Origin of the sequence: Sphingobacterium sp. UBA3519 (assembly GCF_002377215.1) — a bacterium.
In the GTDB taxonomy this organism is placed as follows: domain Bacteria; phylum Bacteroidota; class Bacteroidia; order Sphingobacteriales; family Sphingobacteriaceae; genus Sphingobacterium; species Sphingobacterium multivorum.
The window spans coordinates 190,561-206,851 of sequence record NZ_DFPI01000022.1 but is presented as its reverse complement, the minus strand read 5'-3'; the positions used below and the strand labels follow the sequence as shown (position 1 = coordinate 206,851).

Annotated in this window: 15 protein-coding genes and 1 riboswitch; of the genes, 9 read left to right on the top strand and 6 right to left on the bottom strand. The window is 41.2% G+C overall.

All coding sequences use genetic code 11. The annotated features are described in order from the left end of the window. The first annotated feature begins 9 nt into the window (after positions 1-9). Positions 10-3,228 carry a SusC/RagA family TonB-linked outer membrane protein gene (locus B3297_RS11975; protein WP_201638777.1) on the top strand — a complete coding sequence of 1,073 codons (3,219 nt, stop codon included), beginning with the start codon at positions 10-12 and terminating at the stop codon, positions 3,226-3,228. A 3-nt stretch (positions 3,229-3,231) separates the two neighbouring features. Then, positions 3,232-4,584: a RagB/SusD family nutrient uptake outer membrane protein gene (locus tag B3297_RS11970; RefSeq protein WP_286768232.1), complete on the top strand. Its 1,353-nt coding sequence runs from the start codon at positions 3,232-3,234 to the stop codon at positions 4,582-4,584. A gap of 56 nt (positions 4,585-4,640) precedes the next feature. Here B3297_RS11970 and B3297_RS11965 read toward each other — a convergent pair whose 3' ends face one another. From B3297_RS11965 to B3297_RS11950, 4 genes are all read right to left on the bottom strand, one after another. Continuing rightward, positions 4,641-4,991, bottom strand: coding sequence for a hypothetical protein (locus B3297_RS11965; RefSeq protein WP_286768231.1), 351 nt, complete (start codon positions 4,989-4,991; stop codon positions 4,641-4,643). Between the two features lie 26 nt (positions 4,992-5,017). Then, positions 5,018-5,734, bottom strand: coding sequence for a MauE/DoxX family redox-associated membrane protein (locus B3297_RS11960; protein WP_286768230.1), 717 nt, complete (start codon positions 5,732-5,734; stop codon positions 5,018-5,020). Positions 5,735-6,160: 426 nt separating this feature from the next. Beyond that, positions 6,161-7,249 (bottom strand): hypothetical protein, encoded by a 1,089-nt coding sequence (locus B3297_RS11955; RefSeq protein ID WP_286778927.1) that lies wholly within the window; start codon positions 7,247-7,249, stop codon positions 6,161-6,163. Then, on the bottom strand, positions 7,246-7,941 hold the full coding sequence (locus B3297_RS11950; protein ID WP_145329640.1) for a hypothetical protein: 696 nt from the start codon (positions 7,939-7,941) through the stop codon (positions 7,246-7,248). Before B3297_RS11950 ends, B3297_RS11955 begins: the two co-directional genes overlap by 4 nt. 316 nt (positions 7,942-8,257) lie before the next feature. On the opposite strand from B3297_RS11950, the gene B3297_RS11945 reads away from it, so the two are divergent. Together B3297_RS11945 and B3297_RS11940 are read left to right on the top strand one after the other, a co-directional pair. Continuing rightward, a complete protein-coding gene (locus B3297_RS11945; RefSeq protein ID WP_070567060.1) occupies positions 8,258-9,286 on the top strand; it encodes a hypothetical protein in 1,029 nt (342 codons plus the stop codon). A 31-nt stretch (positions 9,287-9,317) separates the two neighbouring features. Continuing rightward, positions 9,318-9,626, top strand: coding sequence for a hypothetical protein (locus B3297_RS11940; RefSeq protein WP_070567057.1), 309 nt, complete (start codon positions 9,318-9,320; stop codon positions 9,624-9,626). Positions 9,627-9,642: 16 nt separating this feature from the next. Here the strand turns inward: B3297_RS11940 and B3297_RS11935 are convergent, their stop codons facing one another. Next, the gene (locus tag B3297_RS11935; RefSeq protein WP_286778926.1) at positions 9,643-10,182 is read right to left on the bottom strand and encodes a DKNYY domain-containing protein; all 540 of its coding nucleotides are present in this window, start codon (positions 10,180-10,182) and stop codon (positions 9,643-9,645) included. Positions 10,183-10,345: 163 nt separating this feature from the next. Between B3297_RS11935 and B3297_RS11930 the strand changes: the two genes are divergently transcribed. Next, positions 10,346-10,651 (top strand): hypothetical protein, encoded by a 306-nt coding sequence (locus B3297_RS11930; RefSeq protein WP_075993880.1) that lies wholly within the window; start codon positions 10,346-10,348, stop codon positions 10,649-10,651. A gap of 30 nt (positions 10,652-10,681) precedes the next feature. Here the strand turns inward: B3297_RS11930 and B3297_RS11925 are convergent, their stop codons facing one another. Further along, complete coding sequence (locus B3297_RS11925; protein ID WP_070567048.1) at positions 10,682-10,945, bottom strand: 5-oxoprolinase; 264 nt, start codon at positions 10,943-10,945, stop codon at positions 10,682-10,684. Positions 10,946-11,011: 66 nt separating this feature from the next. Then, positions 11,012-11,105, bottom strand: a riboswitch (SAM-I-IV-variant riboswitch). Positions 11,106-11,315: 210 nt separating this feature from the next. On the opposite strand from B3297_RS11925, the gene B3297_RS11920 reads away from it, so the two are divergent. The 4 genes from B3297_RS11920 to B3297_RS11905 all read left to right on the top strand — a co-directional run bounded on the left by B3297_RS11920 (position 11,316) and on the right by B3297_RS11905 (position 16,266). Continuing rightward, entirely contained in the window at positions 11,316-12,086 is a 771-nt protein-coding gene (locus tag B3297_RS11920) for a DUF3050 domain-containing protein (RefSeq protein ID WP_286778925.1), read from the top strand. Between the two features lie 264 nt (positions 12,087-12,350). Beyond that, the gene (locus tag B3297_RS11915; RefSeq protein WP_070567041.1) at positions 12,351-13,628 is read left to right on the top strand and encodes a TolC family protein; all 1,278 of its coding nucleotides are present in this window, start codon (positions 12,351-12,353) and stop codon (positions 13,626-13,628) included. Continuing rightward, positions 13,628-14,689 carry an HlyD family secretion protein gene (locus B3297_RS11910; RefSeq protein WP_070567039.1) on the top strand — a complete coding sequence of 354 codons (1,062 nt, stop codon included), beginning with the start codon at positions 13,628-13,630 and terminating at the stop codon, positions 14,687-14,689. The genes B3297_RS11915 and B3297_RS11910 overlap by 1 nt, the downstream gene beginning before the upstream one ends. Beyond that, positions 14,689-16,266: a beta-carotene 15,15'-monooxygenase gene (locus B3297_RS11905; protein ID WP_139145021.1), complete on the top strand. Its 1,578-nt coding sequence runs from the start codon at positions 14,689-14,691 to the stop codon at positions 16,264-16,266. Before B3297_RS11910 ends, B3297_RS11905 begins: the two co-directional genes overlap by 1 nt. Positions 16,267-16,291 lie beyond the last annotated feature (25 nt).

The following is a 16,291-nucleotide window of genomic DNA, read 5'->3' as shown; positions in this document are numbered from 1 at the left end:
CCCGAAGTAATGAAAGTTGGATTATTAACGCTGCTATGCAGCGTAAACATCTTGCTGGGCAAGGCTCAGCAGATGCAAAGTATGGAGATTAAAGGACGCGTACTAAATAGTACGGATAGATCTCCTGTGCCGAATGCGAACATTCGCGTGATGAATAAACAGCTGGTAACGCGTACTGATGACAAGGGGCAGTTTGCTTTAATTGGTGTTGTCGATAGGGACTCGTTGACAGTCAGTTTGGTGGGATATCACGGCCGCACTGTGGCCGGAGGTTATTTTAGAGATAATGCAGTGATATTGCTTCAAAAGGAAGAAAACTATTTGCAGGAGGTACAGGTGAATACCGGCTATCAGACACTTCGGGCAAACGAAGTCACGGGGGCTATAAATTTAATTTCCCGAAAAATGTTGGATCAGCAGGTTGGGACCAATATCCTTCAGCGTCTTAACAATGTTGTACCCGCTATTCGCTTTGACAATCAGCCGATCAAAAATGCTATGCAGCAGAAGCTAAATGTTTCTGTTCGGGGACTAAGTACCATTAACGGTAATCTTGATCCTTTAATTGTGCTGGACGGGTTTATCTATGAAGGTGATATCACCAACATAGACCCTGCGATGATTGAGTCGGCTACAGTTTTAAAAGATGCCGCGGCGAGTGCAATATGGGGAGCCCGGGCGGGAAACGGTGTAATTGTACTGACCACCAAGAAGGGTATGATAGGGACAAATACCCGCAATAAAATTACGTTTGGAAGTACGATGATCTTTAAAGATCGCCCAAATCTGTCGCAGCTGTATCAGGTTCCGAATGCTGATTTTATAGCTATTGAAAAGATGCTGTTCGATGGAGGACATTATGATGTTTTTCTACAATCATTTCCTTATGTAGCAATGACCCCCGTAATTGATATTTTGGACCGTACAAAAAATGGAAAGATTTCGTCATTGGACTCCGCAGAGGCAATCAATAACCTCTTGGCGCAGGACGGTTTGAAGAATTATTCAGACGCTTTTTATAGATCACCGATGTCGATGCAGTATAACTTGCATATCGCCGGTGGCAATGCAAAAAACAGTTATGGGTTAGGATTAGGCTACACGAAAACAACAACTGAATTAGATAGCCGAAATAGAAAATGGAATCTGCTATTTTCAAATAGTTATCGTCCGATTGCAAACTTGCAGGTAGATCTGAATGTGAACTATACCGATCATAGGGATCAATCGGGGAGACCTGATTATTCCAGCCTGAGCTATGGTAGCAAATCGGTTCCCTATATGCAGTTCTTTGATAATGACGGTAAGGAAATATCGTTTGACGGGGATTTTAGAAGGTCGTATCTCGACCAGAATTTTGGTGCTAATTATTTAGACTGGTCTTACTATCCGCTATCGGAATATAACTATTCGAAGACTACCAAAAACTTGACTGAGCTCTTTGCATCGGCCGGTATATCTTATCAGATCTTGCCCTACCTCAAGTTAACCGCTTCAGGACAACATCAAAAGCAGGCTTCCAAGAGTGAGTTTTTAAGTGAAATGGAAAGTTATAGTGCTCGACTGTTGATCAATAAATTTACACAGGTGGATCCGGTGACTGGAAAAGTAAGCTATCCGGTGCCGCGTGCGGGAATTAATAAAATTGGTGAAAGTGAGGGGCAGTCGTACACCGTGCGTAGTCAGCTCAATTTAGATCAACGATTGAGTGCGCACCACTTAATTGGCATCGTTGGTGCGGAGATGCGGCAGAATACGCAGCGTGGAGGAGCCTATACTGTGTATGGATACAACAGTATCCCCCTGACTTCGCAGGCTGTTGACTTTATAAACCTTTACCGCACGAGTCCCGACGCACTATTACAGACAATAGTGGGAAGTCCGGATTTCACAAAAACGGTCAATAGGTTTGTTTCAACATACATCAATTTTTCTGATATATGGAAGGAGAAATATGGCATTTCTTTCAGTTTTAGGCAGGATGGAGCCAATATATTTGGAGCCAATACAAATGATAAATGGTCACCACTATGGTCTGTGGGTGGTTTTTGGGATCTCGGCAAAGAGCAGTTTATGGAGCTGCCTTGGTTGGATAATCTCAAGCTCAGAGCCACATTTGGTTACAGTGGTAACGTTGATCTGACCAGGACGCCCGAACCCATTGCAAATATCGAGACAGCACGATATACGAATTACCCCATGTTGAGTATCCGAAACCTAAATGATCCTTCACTCCGATGGGAGAAGGTCGGAACTTTCAATCTAGGAGTGGATTATGCGTTACTTAAAAACCGGATCTCAGGCAGTGTTGACTATTATGTGAAAAATGGAAAAGACCTGTATGGTACCACAGATTATGATTATACAACATGGGGAGCACAGGCAACAGTGGTTAAAAATGTCGGCGCCATGCTTGGTCATGGACTCGATCTGGCTCTGAATAGTATCAATACAATAAATAGGCTCAAATGGAGTACGAGTCTGGTAGTAGGCCTGAATAAGAACAAAACGACCGCATATTATAGAAGTGTGAACCAAGGGCTCGGCAATTTTCTCGGTAATGGCAATGGTATCACGCCGATAGTAGGACGACCTTTAAATGCAATAGCGGCTTATCGATGGGCTGGACTGAATGAAAAGGGGCAGCCACAGGGATACCTGAACGGTGAAGTCAGCACAGAATATCTCAAGATCAGAAATGCGTCCCTACAAAACGCTTCGGATTCAGAAAGTATTGTCTTTATTGGTTCCTCCAAACCCCAGCTGTTTGGCAATCTCATCAATACTTTTGCGTGGAAAGCATTTTCGATGTCTTTTAACATGAGCTTTAAAGCTGATTATTATTTTCAAAAGCCGTCCACGTCTTACTACTCACTCTTCGAGCAGGGTGTGGCTTATCCCGATTTTGAAAATCGCTGGATGAAGCCTGGCGATGAAAAGCAGACCAGCATGCCTAAAATGGAGTATCCGATAAATGATAATCTCAGTGCTTTTTATACCCAATCAGAAATCCAGATACTTAAAGGAGACCATATCCGCTTGGAATATATTAATGCCGCCTGGGAACATAGGGTACCTGGCAAGAACGAAATGAAATTTAGGCTGTATGGAAATATTGCTAACCTAGGTGTAATCTGGAAAGCTAATAGGCAACATATTGATCCTGAATTTGCATATCGTCTAACCCCTCCAAAAACATTTTCATTGGGAATTCAAATAGATTATTAAGAGATGAAAACAATAATTATAAGTATAACCCTGGGCTTTGCTACACTAATTTTCGGGGCTTGTGATAAATATTTGGATGTACAATCCAATAATAAATTGGTTGTACCCAAAGAACTGGATGACTTACAGAAACTACTGGACAATGTACGTGTAATGAACAATAATTTTTGTTCACGTGGTGAAAAGGCCTGTGACGATTATTTTATTCCTGAGAGCAATTACAAAGCATTGAATGATGTGGAGAAGCTGGATTATATTTGGGAAGATTCCCAATATAATTTTTCCAACGATTGGTCGAGCATGTACAATGTTGTATATATAGCTAATCTCGTACTGGAGCGTCTTGATAAAATTGATAGAAATGAACAGAATGCTGCAAAATGGGACGGTATTAAAGGCGCTGCCCTATTTTTTCGTGCCAACAGTTATCTCAGTTTGTTATGGACCTATGCCAAGGCCTATCAAAAAAATGCCGCTGAGACGGATCTAGGTATTGTTCTTCGGGAAACATCGGATTTTAATGTGAAATCCGTACGGGCCTCCGTGGAAGATAGCTATAGAAAGGTGATCACAGATCTAGAAGCTTCGATTTCGCTTCTGCCATTGGAACCGGATTATGTGGTACAGCCAAGTAAGCCTGCTGTATATGGGGTTTTGGCAAGAGCTTATCTGTCGATGCGTCAATATGATCTGGCATTAAAATATGTTGAGCTGTATTTGCAACGGCGAAACGAGCTACTTGATTATAATAACAGCAATGAAGTGAAGTTGACGGCCTCTTTTCCCTTTAGTTTATTCAATAAAGAGACTACATTTTATATGGAACTGAAGGCAACAATACTGAGTAATGCGTATTCAAATATCGATTCTGTACTCTATCGCTCTTATGATCCCAATGACCTGCGGAAGCAAGCGTATTTTAAAGTGTTAAATAATGTAATCAATTTTAAAGGGCAGTACTCAGGAAGTACGCTTTTATTTGGCGGGGTGGCTACAGATGAAATATACCTGATCCGGGCGGAATGTCTGGCGCGAGCGGGCAAGTTGGTGGAAGCGCAAGCAGATCTTAATAAACTTTTGGCGACGCGATATAAATCAGGAACCTATAAACCTTATCTTTTGACGGAGGCGGGGGAGGTGCTGAAAGTGATATTAAGCGAAAGACGGAAAGAGCTGGTCTATCGAGGGCTGAGGTGGATGGATATCAAACGATTAAATCTGGAAGGGCAGGAGATCGTCTTAAAAAGAGTAGTCGATGGGAAAGAATACAGGCTTTTGCCCAACGAAAACCGGTATGCATTACCTCTGCCGGCAGATATTGTGAGGATAGCAGGAATTCCTCAAAATCCACGTTAATTTACGATAATAGTGGCCCTGTATAGGGCCACTATTAATTGATGCAAGTCGAATCTCTAATTTCGATTAATCGGATTAAACTGCATAGGGCTATACCCAGGTTCCAACGAAGGAATGTATCCAGAGCTGGTAGAAGTTGCTTCGATTGCTATTTTGCTCGAGTCGAAAGATGTTCCAGAACTGTTAAGGTCTGTTGGATCAACTTGAACTGCACAAGCGAGCTCATCTTGGTTATTACAACTTTTGCCATTAGGAGATGTATCCCATTTCGACAAATTCTCTACCTCATTGGGAATTGTTGGATTCCCATGAAAATACACTGTCACAGGATCTAAACTTTTTCCTGCATAAGCTTCAGCACCTTTAAATGCTGAGAATCCGATAATCATGGCTCCGCCTAATATCATGTAGCCATAATTGTTTAAAAATTTGGTTAGCATGTAGCTACCCTCCTTTCTGTATTGCAAACCGGTAATTGATTAGTAAAGCTGCCAGTTTGCAAACTTTTGGTAAATAATTGTCGGTACGGTCCTGTGTACCGATCGTATGTAGATACCAGCAGACCTTTTACATTGCTGCTGGCAGTATTGGGTTGTTGATAGTCGTAAATGCTATCTGGTGCGTACCAAATATCCTTTGACTTCGTATAGTGGATATTACAGTTACTGATGGCTCCCGTTGCCATAAAGCCTATCAGTAATAATGCGATATTTGTTCGGCCTGTTAGTGCACGCTCGCCGTAGTTGATCGTCTTACGGTGCAATCGCCATCCGGTTATCGATAGGCCAAGAATAATGAGATTAAAGATCAAATGTGCTGTCCAGGAAATATTGCTCAAAAAACTGGTACACATGCAAGGTTTCTTGTCATATACATTGAGGATGCCAAGACCGATATAGATACTAAAAGCTATAATAAGTATGGTCGAAACTTTCCATCCCCGGGAGCACAACCTCGCTGATGGTATCGCTAGCAATACGCCAACACCAATTTCCATAAGCGGAAGTAGCCAAAAGAGTATTGGAGCCAGAGAACTGATCACTGGCTGCTGCTCCAGGGCAATCTTGAATGCCCCAAGCTGCCAGAGTTTCTCCATCCCCACATATACCCAAAAAAGTATCATTGCTGCCCGGATGATCTTGTATATCATGTTGCTTTTTTTATTCCTGTCCATAACTTTAATTATTTAGATCATGGTATTTATTATTGCCTATCCCTGTTTTACTATTTTTCGTCGTTTCAAAAACAGGGCGCCGTACCTGCCCATACAATTGGATACAGCGGCCTGCCTGAGCGTCAGCTTCTACTTTCTCGTACGCTGTAAAACAAAGGTAGTATGGAAAATAGGCCGGAGCAGGTGTAGCGAAATGGTTAAGTTGGAAAGTGCACCTGCCTCTATTGGATTTAAATAACGACTGGGATGTAATGAAGATGTATTATGCGATAAAAAGATCCGCAGAGGATTCTTGGTAAAACCGTTGATTTTTGGCGTCTTAAGGCTTGTTTTGATAGATAGAACGAATATGATGAGGGGGGGTAGCGATGGCATACCCCCTGTTTTTTAAATTTTTATGTTTTATTTATTTAAGTCAGGAAACTGTCTATTCAGTTCGTCAAGCATCGTATTCAATACCTTGCGGATACGGAGCGCTGTATGAAACTCGGCGCTTTTGTCCATCCGGATCAGGCTATGCGCAGAAAGTAAGGTGCCTTCCCTCGTTTTGACGAGCCTGGAAAACACCTCGGCAACTTCTTTTTTCTCTGACGACCACATAATGTTGGCTTTTACAGATATATGCATCCAAAGTTTGAGCTCTTTGCCATTAAAATTGCTTTGAATAAATTGTTGGGGATAATCCTGCATTGTTGCTGATGGAGAGATTTTTTCATCCTCCATGTACCCGCGCATCAACTTGAGCAAGCTCCTACGGTTGCTATCATATGCAAAGTCCGGGATACAGGAGAAGTGTTTGGGGAAGCGTAACAAGGCATCCATAAAGGATGGGTCTGAATTGTAAAGTTCTTTCCAGCGATTGAAGAAGCCCATGTGGTTAAAATTGAAATTGACCATCAGAATCAAAAAGCGGTAATGCCAGTTTTTACTCTGGCGCTTGTCTTCAGCCAATTGGCAAAGTGATTCGATCATTTTGGTTAGGTAGTTCTGATGTCGGTATTGAATATAGGGAATCTTGCCATTTTCAAATAGGCTGTCCATACCCGAAAGGATCTCGGTGAGATAGGCTTTAGGTATGCTTTTCTGAGCCAACTTATCCAGAATATAGGGCATATGTTCGTATACATATTCATGCAGCCTCAGATAATAATGCTCTGGCAGCGGCGTACAGGGATCAATATCTTTTTTAAAGAGCTGTTCGATTCGCTCAAGTAATTCTTCTAAGGCAAATAGCGCTGCAGAACTCACAATTTTACGCACGTTACAGAAGCTATACAACAAAGAGTGTAGCCGCAACAATTGAGTATGGTAGATTTGGATAGCCTGACGTGCATTATTTACCTGAATAATCTCCCGATGGGCTTGTAGTGCCAATGCAAAATTAGTATTGCAGGCCTCGGTGATCTCACCCAAATGGTTTGGAATATCTTTGTTATCAAGATAAACCAAGGCTTCTATGAGCGTTGTCAGCTTCTGTAAACTTACGATCATCTATACCTCCTTTTGATATCCTTATGGTACCATGGCCAGCCAAATCTCCCGGGATGCATCTGAAGTATGAGTGAATCTCCTTCATTGGTCTGTTCATGTAGTTGGGGATTGACATTAATCGAAACTTTTTCTTCCTCACCTTCATAATTGAACGAAAACCATAGTTCGTATAGGTCACAGCAAGCAGGGCATTTCTGGATAACAATGGCGGGTATGCGTACAGCTTTTGCATTTGGGATATGCTGGCAATTAGCCATGATCAGCAGCATACGGATATACCAGGTACATGCAATGATCATGATGGGAAATTGGATCCCATAAAGTTTGAAAAGGTCTGTCTTTCTCCAGAAAAACAGATGTGCCATTGCGCAGATGATAAAGGCTGTCGGTATGCCCTTTTTTACAGCTGTCCAAAAGGGTTGTGAGCTGATCAGCAGCTGGTAGGGAAGGCGGTCAAATAGTGCTATGCTGCTGACCTGAATACAGACAAAAAAGATAACGAAAAGCTGCATGACGCGTTCTTGGCCACGCATTTCCAGAAATGGGATAAGAATGATCATTGCCCCGATGCTATAGACGCGCTCGCTATGTGACCGGGCCCAGAAAATCCCATATAAGGTAATCAGTACAGCAATTGCAATAAATACATAATTGCGGCTAAATAGCAGTCTAAATTTCTTTATCGTCCTCATGATTTATGGTTTAATAATCAGTGAAGTTTTACGCTATAAATTTACCCACTATAGCATGAAATTTCAGTGAATATCCCAACCATTTCAATGAAGGTCAATTTTTTACAATGAGGGCTAATTTCTTGACAGCGAAATAGGATTTTCTAGCAACAAAGAATTAAATTTTTCATCCAGCAGGGGAATTATTTGAACCGTAAAACGATGCAAAAGCATTGATTTAAGTTAGTTGGACATCGTTTAATAAATAATTGGCTAAATTTATATAACAAAAATAAGTATGTAAATTTTAATAGCGTTATTAAAATGTCGTCTGTACATGAAAAGTTTTAGCAAAAATAGATATCAGGATAATAGAACATTGACGGTGCAGTATCCCGATGGGATCTGGCAGTTGATTGCATCTTTCATTTTTGGAGGATTCTGTTGGTATCTGGGCTATCGGGGCGCCTTGGCGGAATGGCTTTTAGACTGGCCGGTAACCTATAGCTATCTATTTTTTGTATTGATGGTAGCGATTATTTTCTTTTATATACGATTGGTTATCGTAATATTAGACAAAAAGCAGAACTGGCTGGTTAACCCCGAAAAACGCGCCGGTATGCAATTATTTTTTTGCTGCATACTTCCGACGCTTTTATTGTTCTGGATCATTGGCCCCGATCCACAGGCGAAGGATGAATGGCTGCTGTTTCCTTTAATGGTCATATTTAGCGGTATTCTGGTCCTGAACATGTCCTATACAGTTTATTTCTACGTCGCTGTTTACCACAGGCAAAAAATATTGATTTTAGAACAGAAAGAAACTATCCTGCAGCAGGAATCAAGAACGATAGATCTCCAGGAGCAGATTGAGCTGCTTTCTCCGGGCATCGAAGAGCTGAAAGAGATCCTGGAAACAGCAGGGGAAGATAGAGATGTGGATGCAATGGATGAAATAGACTTAGCTCTGTTAAGATCCATGGATCTGGAACAGGAAGTATTCCTGCTCAATAATAAAATCTTGTCCCAAAAGATATCCTATAAGGATATCGGGATTTTTACTTATAAAAATGGTATAGTCAGCCTTTATTTAAGAACTGCGATGGACGAAAATCTGACTTGTGGCGAGCAGCGCAGCTTAAAGGAAGTTGTCAATAGCACGAAGGGATTTGTACAAAAGATAGACCGGGATAAGGCTATACCTTTGGATATGATCCAAGCTTGCCTGCAACTGAAACGGGGCCGATTGCGTATCCTGCTCAAAATCCCTTTTGAGGGAAGGTATAATTTTGAGGTATCCGATAAAATTGCAAAACATATCAGAGAATGGGTCATGATGCAGGTGCCAATAGAAAAGGAGCAATAAAATTGAATAGATGAACTTTAATAGATAGATTATGGAAAAAGTAAGGGACAATACCTGGAAATGCCGAGCTACTGGTAAAGTTGGATTTCCTTCTTTAATTGAGGCGCAATGGGCAATGCTTCACTTTAAGTTCAGATCCCGGATGAAAAACAAACTGGATGGTAAACGTATCAAACACAGGATGGGTAAAGATGCCTGCAAAAGGGCTTATTATTGTAAGTTCTGTAAAGGTTACCATATTACCACTTGGGAAAAAGGTCACTTTAATAATTACAAGACCAAAGCCGAATCCTGGGAGATACCGAAAGGATTAGGAAATTGGAATTATTCAATAGAATAATCCCGTGGTCTATTTTCTATTCTAATTTTTTTCCTCTATAATATTCATTCCAGCTATCCTTCGCATAACCTTTGCCCAGATATTTAAATGTAAAAGCAGTTGCATCTTTTATCTCCTGACCAAAATAATAGACTTTCCAGCTATCTTTGCTGTATCCATCACCGAGAAGAACAAAGCTTTGGTCGGATACATCTTTTAGTCGATTGCCTCTATAATAGACATTCCAACTGTCTTTGGCATATCCTTCATCCAGTATTTTAAAGCTGGGCGCAGAGACATCTTTAATCTTAACGCCACGATAATAGGCATTCCAGTTGTCTATTGCATAAGCATTGCCAAGGTCTTTGAAAGATCGTGCATCGACACCTTCGACCATCTTATCCCTGTAGAAGATCCGGTTGCCTATGTTGACATAATCGTTTTCTCTGTCATGTCGAAACGTCGTCTGAGACGTAGATCTTTTATTGTGACGACCTTGTTGAGCAATACTTTTCTCCAATATACATAGCAATGCAAAGGAAATAACAAGCATATTTTTTAAGTGGATAAAGGCCATAATGTATCTGTTTTATAATATGATATTTATATTGAATCCCTCCTTTATGACCAAGATAATTCACCGAAGATTTAATCATTTTATCATTTTATTTCTCGTTATCCTTATCCGTTTCAAATGCAACTATTTTGGAATCCAAATATTTTTTTGTATATTGCTGGTTATGAGTTTTAAAGAAAAATTAGAGAACTGGCGCACGTCAATCAATCGCGCCGGTAGTGGTGAGGAATTGTATATTTTGCTTTTGAACTATAAAAGGTTTATCAACAAAAATTGGGTGGACGATTTTGGCGATCCGGGCAACTGGAAATCGGAATTAAATCAGGTCATCAGCAAAGTAAGAAACAAGGTGGATGTAGCAGATATCAGAGCCTGCCAAGATTTATCGTCCTATCAGGACGATGCCCGGCAGACCGCACATTCACTCAATCATACCTTAAAATATCATCACTCATTGACAAAAGGGTAGGCTAGGCCTACCTTTTTTTGCCGATAACGATTACTGTAAAGGAATCAGGACATTCTGTTCCAAGCGTACAGGGACATGCTTCACCGAGGTAAAACCGTCTTCCTTGGAAATGATGTTGGAAAGATCCAGTCCTCTTTTGGAGAACGTACTGATCAAAGCTGTTCTAAAGGTTGCTTTGGCTGAACCCCAGCCTTGTCCTAAAATCGTGTCATTGTTGAGCTGGATCAGTTCATCTGTTGAGTAATAACTGAATTTTTCCAGTAAGTGTTGGTAAAGATTTGTTGTAGTAGCCATACAATTTAAAAATTTAAAGGATTAAACCATAAACTGTATCCAGATCTTGTTGGGAAAATAATCGTTCTGTGACGTTTATTTTGGTCGAAACCCGTATTAATTTACCACCGCGGTGCCTCCACTCGGTTGGTATTGCATCATGCAATTCTGAATACTCTACAAATATAATAGATTATTTTTTATAATAAAAAATATTTTTGTTTTTAAGGGTAAATGAGCGCTAACAACAGGAATAGGGAGTTCAAAAGCGAGGCGCGTTGTTGGCTGTGATTTGGTTATGAAGCGGATAGCTGGGCGAAAAATTTATCATGTTACTGTAATCTCATCGAAAATACTTTTAAAAACAGAGATAAGACAATACTTTTGCGCCATGAATAGAATTGCGGAAATTAACGAATACATTGCTACCGAACGCGAGGTATTATTGCAACACCCTTTGTATCGTAAGATCAAAACGATCAAGAATCTACGTTCTTTTACAGAAGGGCATGTGTACGCTGTATGGGATTTTATGTCTTTACTAAAAGCTTTACAGATTAAATTGACCTGTACGACTTTACCTTGGTTTGCGAGTGAGCATCCATCAACACGCTATCTAATCAACGAAATTGTCTTGGCTGAGGAATCGGATGAATACATTGATGGCCGCCGTTTGAGCCACTTTGAGATGTATCTGGACGCCATGGATGCCATGGGTGCCGACCTTCATCTGGTCAACAAATTTATTGCTCAAGCCAAAAAATCGAACAACATATTCGATGTCATTGCAACGACCACATTGGACAAGCGGATCAAAGACTTTTTGAATTTTACATTCGAAGTGATTGCTGAGGGCGAGGTGCATAAAATTGCCGCAGCATTTACATTTGGACGCGAAGATCTTATCCCGGGAATGTTTACCTCTATTTTGGAAGAAATTAAAACAAACTTTCCTACAGCCAATCTGGATAGCTTTATTTATTATTTTCAACGCCATATTGATCTTGACGGCGACGAGCATGGACCGTTGGCGATGCAGATGATCACAGATCTTGCGAAGGACGATGAGGTTAAATGGACGGAAATGAAAGAGATCAGTAAAGTTGCGCTACAAAAGAGAATCCAGTTGTGGAATGCAATAGAAGATTCCTTATACGGATAATCTATTATTATACCGTCGAGAAAGGCCTTTCAAATCATGATTTGAAAGGCCTTTTTTATGTGCTGTAAAAAAGGATATTGTAAGGACTTCTTGGCAGATATTGGTCTTTTTGTTTGAATTGATGAAAAAATGTCTTTTTTCCATAACATATTGGCGTTTGTGAAGAAATCCAAGTTCCAATAAGTGTCTAAGTTTGCAACGCAAAAAAATTACATAGCACACGTGAACTTTTTTCCTCCCTATTGGGCAAAAGGCATACTAACCATGGGATTGTTAGTATGCGCTATTTCGGACACCTTCGCCCTCGATTCTTTGCGTATGTCGCTGAAAGACATGATCGACAAAGCACTACAAAACAGTAAATACATCGAGCAGTCCTATTTGCAGCTCAAAGAAACTGAGGTGGCAGTACAGCAGCAACGCATGGAGTTGCTCCCTAAGATTTCCGCCAGAGCTTCTGCTAGTTATGCAAGTAATATGCCTGTATATGACCAGGGGCTTTTAAATAAACCTTCCCAGCATGATATCATTCATTACTTGTACGATAGCGGCCTGGATTTTTATCTGAACCTCTACAATGGGCATCGGGACCTAATGAAAATAGAGTCCAAAAAACTGGAAAATGAGCTGGCTAGAATCGATTGGAAGAATGCCGCAGCACAGACGAAATTGGAGGTTTGCAATCTTTTTTTGGATTTGGAACTGTCGTATAGTAACCGATCTTTAATCGAGCAGGATATTGCTGATCAACGGGTACAGCTCAAGGAGATTGAGCATCTGTATAAGGCGGGCGTGGTATTACACAGTGACGTCTTGCGTATTTCGTTGGAACTTTCGAAGCGGGAACTGTTGCTCGTGCAGATCGGTCATGATATTCAGGCTGCAAATCAGAAGCTGCAGCTAATTGGCGGTATTACAGCAGAGATTATCCCCTTGACCGAACCTTTTAAAGTGGAAAGCCCCAGCTATGAAGCGCTTGTTGCCGAAGCGCGAAGCCATGCTTTTTCCCTTCTAAAATCCGAACAGGAAGTTGTTTTGAAGAAATTGTCGGTCAAACAGGCGCGATCAAATTATCTTCCTGAGTTGGGTTTGACCAGCACATTTACCTTTGCCAATCCACAGGTCTTCTTGTATCCCTATAATCCCAGCTGGTATAATCTGAGTATCACAGGGCTCAAATTAAGCATACCGATCTCGGCTATCTATCTCAATAAAAACGTGGTGCGCGGAGCACAGATCGCATTGGATCGACAAGAGGTAAAACACCATCATGAAGAGGAGATTCTGGAAAATCAGCTGTTACAGGCCCTGTTGGATTATCAATTGGCTATTAAGCAGCAGGACGTCTGTCAAAACAATAAGGCGTTGGCGCAGGAAAATGCACGAATTATAAAAAACAGGTATTTTAAATCATCGGCTTTGATTACGGATCTATTGGATGCTGATATGCAATACCTAAAAACACTTTTTGATCTTGAAACCGCACATATTGCGATACAGAAACATTATTATTTTATCGAATTTTTGAAGGGTACTATCTAATGAAACCTAAATCACGAAGAACAGTTGTGGAGGCACAACTCACTCGAATCACCAACTGGTTGGCCGGAATTGTCTTGTTGGCCTTGTTGTTATGGGGCGCTCAAGCATTATGGATGCGACTGCGGTATACCTACACAAATGATGCACAGGTAACGCAGTATATCAATCCCATTGTTTCCCGGGTAGGAGGATATGTAGTTTCTGTGCATTATCACGATCATCAATTGGTTAAACGGGGTGATACCTTGTTGCTTATAGATAATAAGGAATATAAATATGAGGCTGATCAGGTAGCGGCATCCGTCAATAAGGAAGCTGCAGAGATCAATGTTCTTCATAGTCAAAAGGAAATTCTCCAGGCGGAACATGAATCTTTACGCACATCAATTGCTGCCGGGGAGGCTCGGGTAACCAAGCAACAGTTGGAATATGATCGATATAATTATTTGTTTCAGGAAAAGTCTGCAACGGCACAGCAACTGGAGGATGTAAAAGCGACGTTGGATGTGTATAAGAGTGAGCTGGCTTCGTTAAAGCATAAATTACAGGCTTCACAGGAGCGTGTGCATGATGTGGATATGAAAAAAGGTGTGGTTGATGCCGAACGTGTTCGTTTAACGGCAGCTGTCGGCCGCAAACGGCTTGATGTCGGCTATACCGTTATTCGCGCACCTTACGATGGACAGATTGGCAAACGCACGATTGAAAAAGGTCAAATGATAAGTGCTGGCGAAGTTTTGGGCTTTATCGTCAATAGAGAAACCCCAACCTGGGTAACCGCTAATTTTAAGGAAACACAACTCCGCTATTTGCATCTTGGCAATAGGGTTGAGGTGGTTGCTGATGCGTATCCGGATCAAAAATTTTATGGAAAAATTATTTCCATCTCCCCGGCTACTGGATCTGCATTCTCCCTTTTGCCGCCAGATAATGCAACGGGCAACTTTGTGAAGATTGTACAACGCGTACCTGTGCGCATTGAGCTGGATAAGCAAAAGGGAGCCCAACAGCTTCTTTCGGGAATGAATGTGAATGTATCGGTATCAAAAAAACAGAAATAGTGAAGGGAATTTTTAAAGAATGGGTGCCGGAGTGGTTGATCAAGCTTATCTTGTTTAGCAGTTTGATGCCCAGTATGGTCTTATTTTTCCTGCCGGGTGCAAATACAAATGTCACCGCTGGATTTTACGGTGCACAACCCAGTGATGTCCAGTTTCTGATCATTTTGTTTTATGCTGGTTTTGTTGGATTCTACGTTTTAGAACGGCGCTTTTTTTTATACTTTCCCATCAAGCAGTACTACATTATTTTTAATCTTCTACAGCTATTGAATTGCTTTTTGATGTACAGCATCACCGATATCAGCTGGGTATATGGCCTGCGCTTTTTCCAAGGGATGTTGTTTGCTTCTGCCGTAAACTTATCGATCTCCATGATATTCTCACGGTTGAAAAGCGATCGGGCTAAGGAAGTAAGTTATGCTGTCTTTTTTGGTATGTTACTCTGCAGCTCCCCATTTAATACTTTCGTCACGGCTGAATTTATCGATTCATTCAATTTTGATCAGCTCTATCTATACGCTGCCTTATCATTTGTACCGGGTTTATTGTTGATTATGCTGTCGATGCGCTCCATACGGCATATACGTCCTTACCCTTTGTTTTCATTAGACTGGGCAAGCTGCATTTTCTATAGTCTTGTGATCGTCAGTTTTGGCTATCTAATGGTGTATGGACAAGAAGTTTATTGGTTTAACGATCAGCATATGCTGATCATATTCGGGGTAGGTCTAACGTTGCTTATTCTTTTTATTGTTCGGCAAATGGTGCTCAGGCGTGTGTATGTTCATTTGGTGATTTTTAAAAACAGGAACTTTCTCTTGGGCTTATTGATTTTGTACATGATGTATATTGAGCGTTTCTCCTTGACCATCTCAAATCAATATCTCGTACAGGTTATTCAACTCGATCCTATTCATTTGTCCTATATCCAGTGGTTTAATATTGCTGGTATTGTCGCTGGTGTTCTAGGCTCATTGTATTGGATGCTTGGGCAACGCCCCGTAAAATGGATCTGGATTTCGGGCTATTGTTGCTTGCTGCTGTTTCACCAATGGATGTTTTTCTCCTTTGAGGGGCAGGGGAATGATGCGCATTTTTGGATACCCTTAGTTTTACATGGACTCGGAGTAGGGCTTATTATGGTACCCACCATTTTATTTTGTATTACCAGTGTCAGCCCGCAATTGGGGGCTTCTGCGGCTGCGGTCTGTCTTGCTATCCGATACCTGGGCTACACGAGCAGTATCGGTTTGCAGAATTTTTTCAAGTTGTTTGAATATGCCCAGCACCAGCAGGTTTTTAGGGACCAAACGGAAGTGGGCAATCCCTTATTTCGGGAGTACCTGCAGCAGGAATCTGTCAGCATTTTGCAGCATGGACTGCAGTATAAGGAACATACGGCAGCCTTAAAGCTCGTTGCTGAGCGGGTCAAGATCCAATCCTTTGTGCGCTATGCCATGGATTATTATGAGATCATGTCCATGATCAGTATCAGCATACTTTTGCTGATACTGATTTCGCCTTCCTTGAAAAGCATGTATAAAAAGTTGAGAAAAAACAGAATTTCTCCTGCTTAGCTGACAGTGCTACATTTTTCCTTTA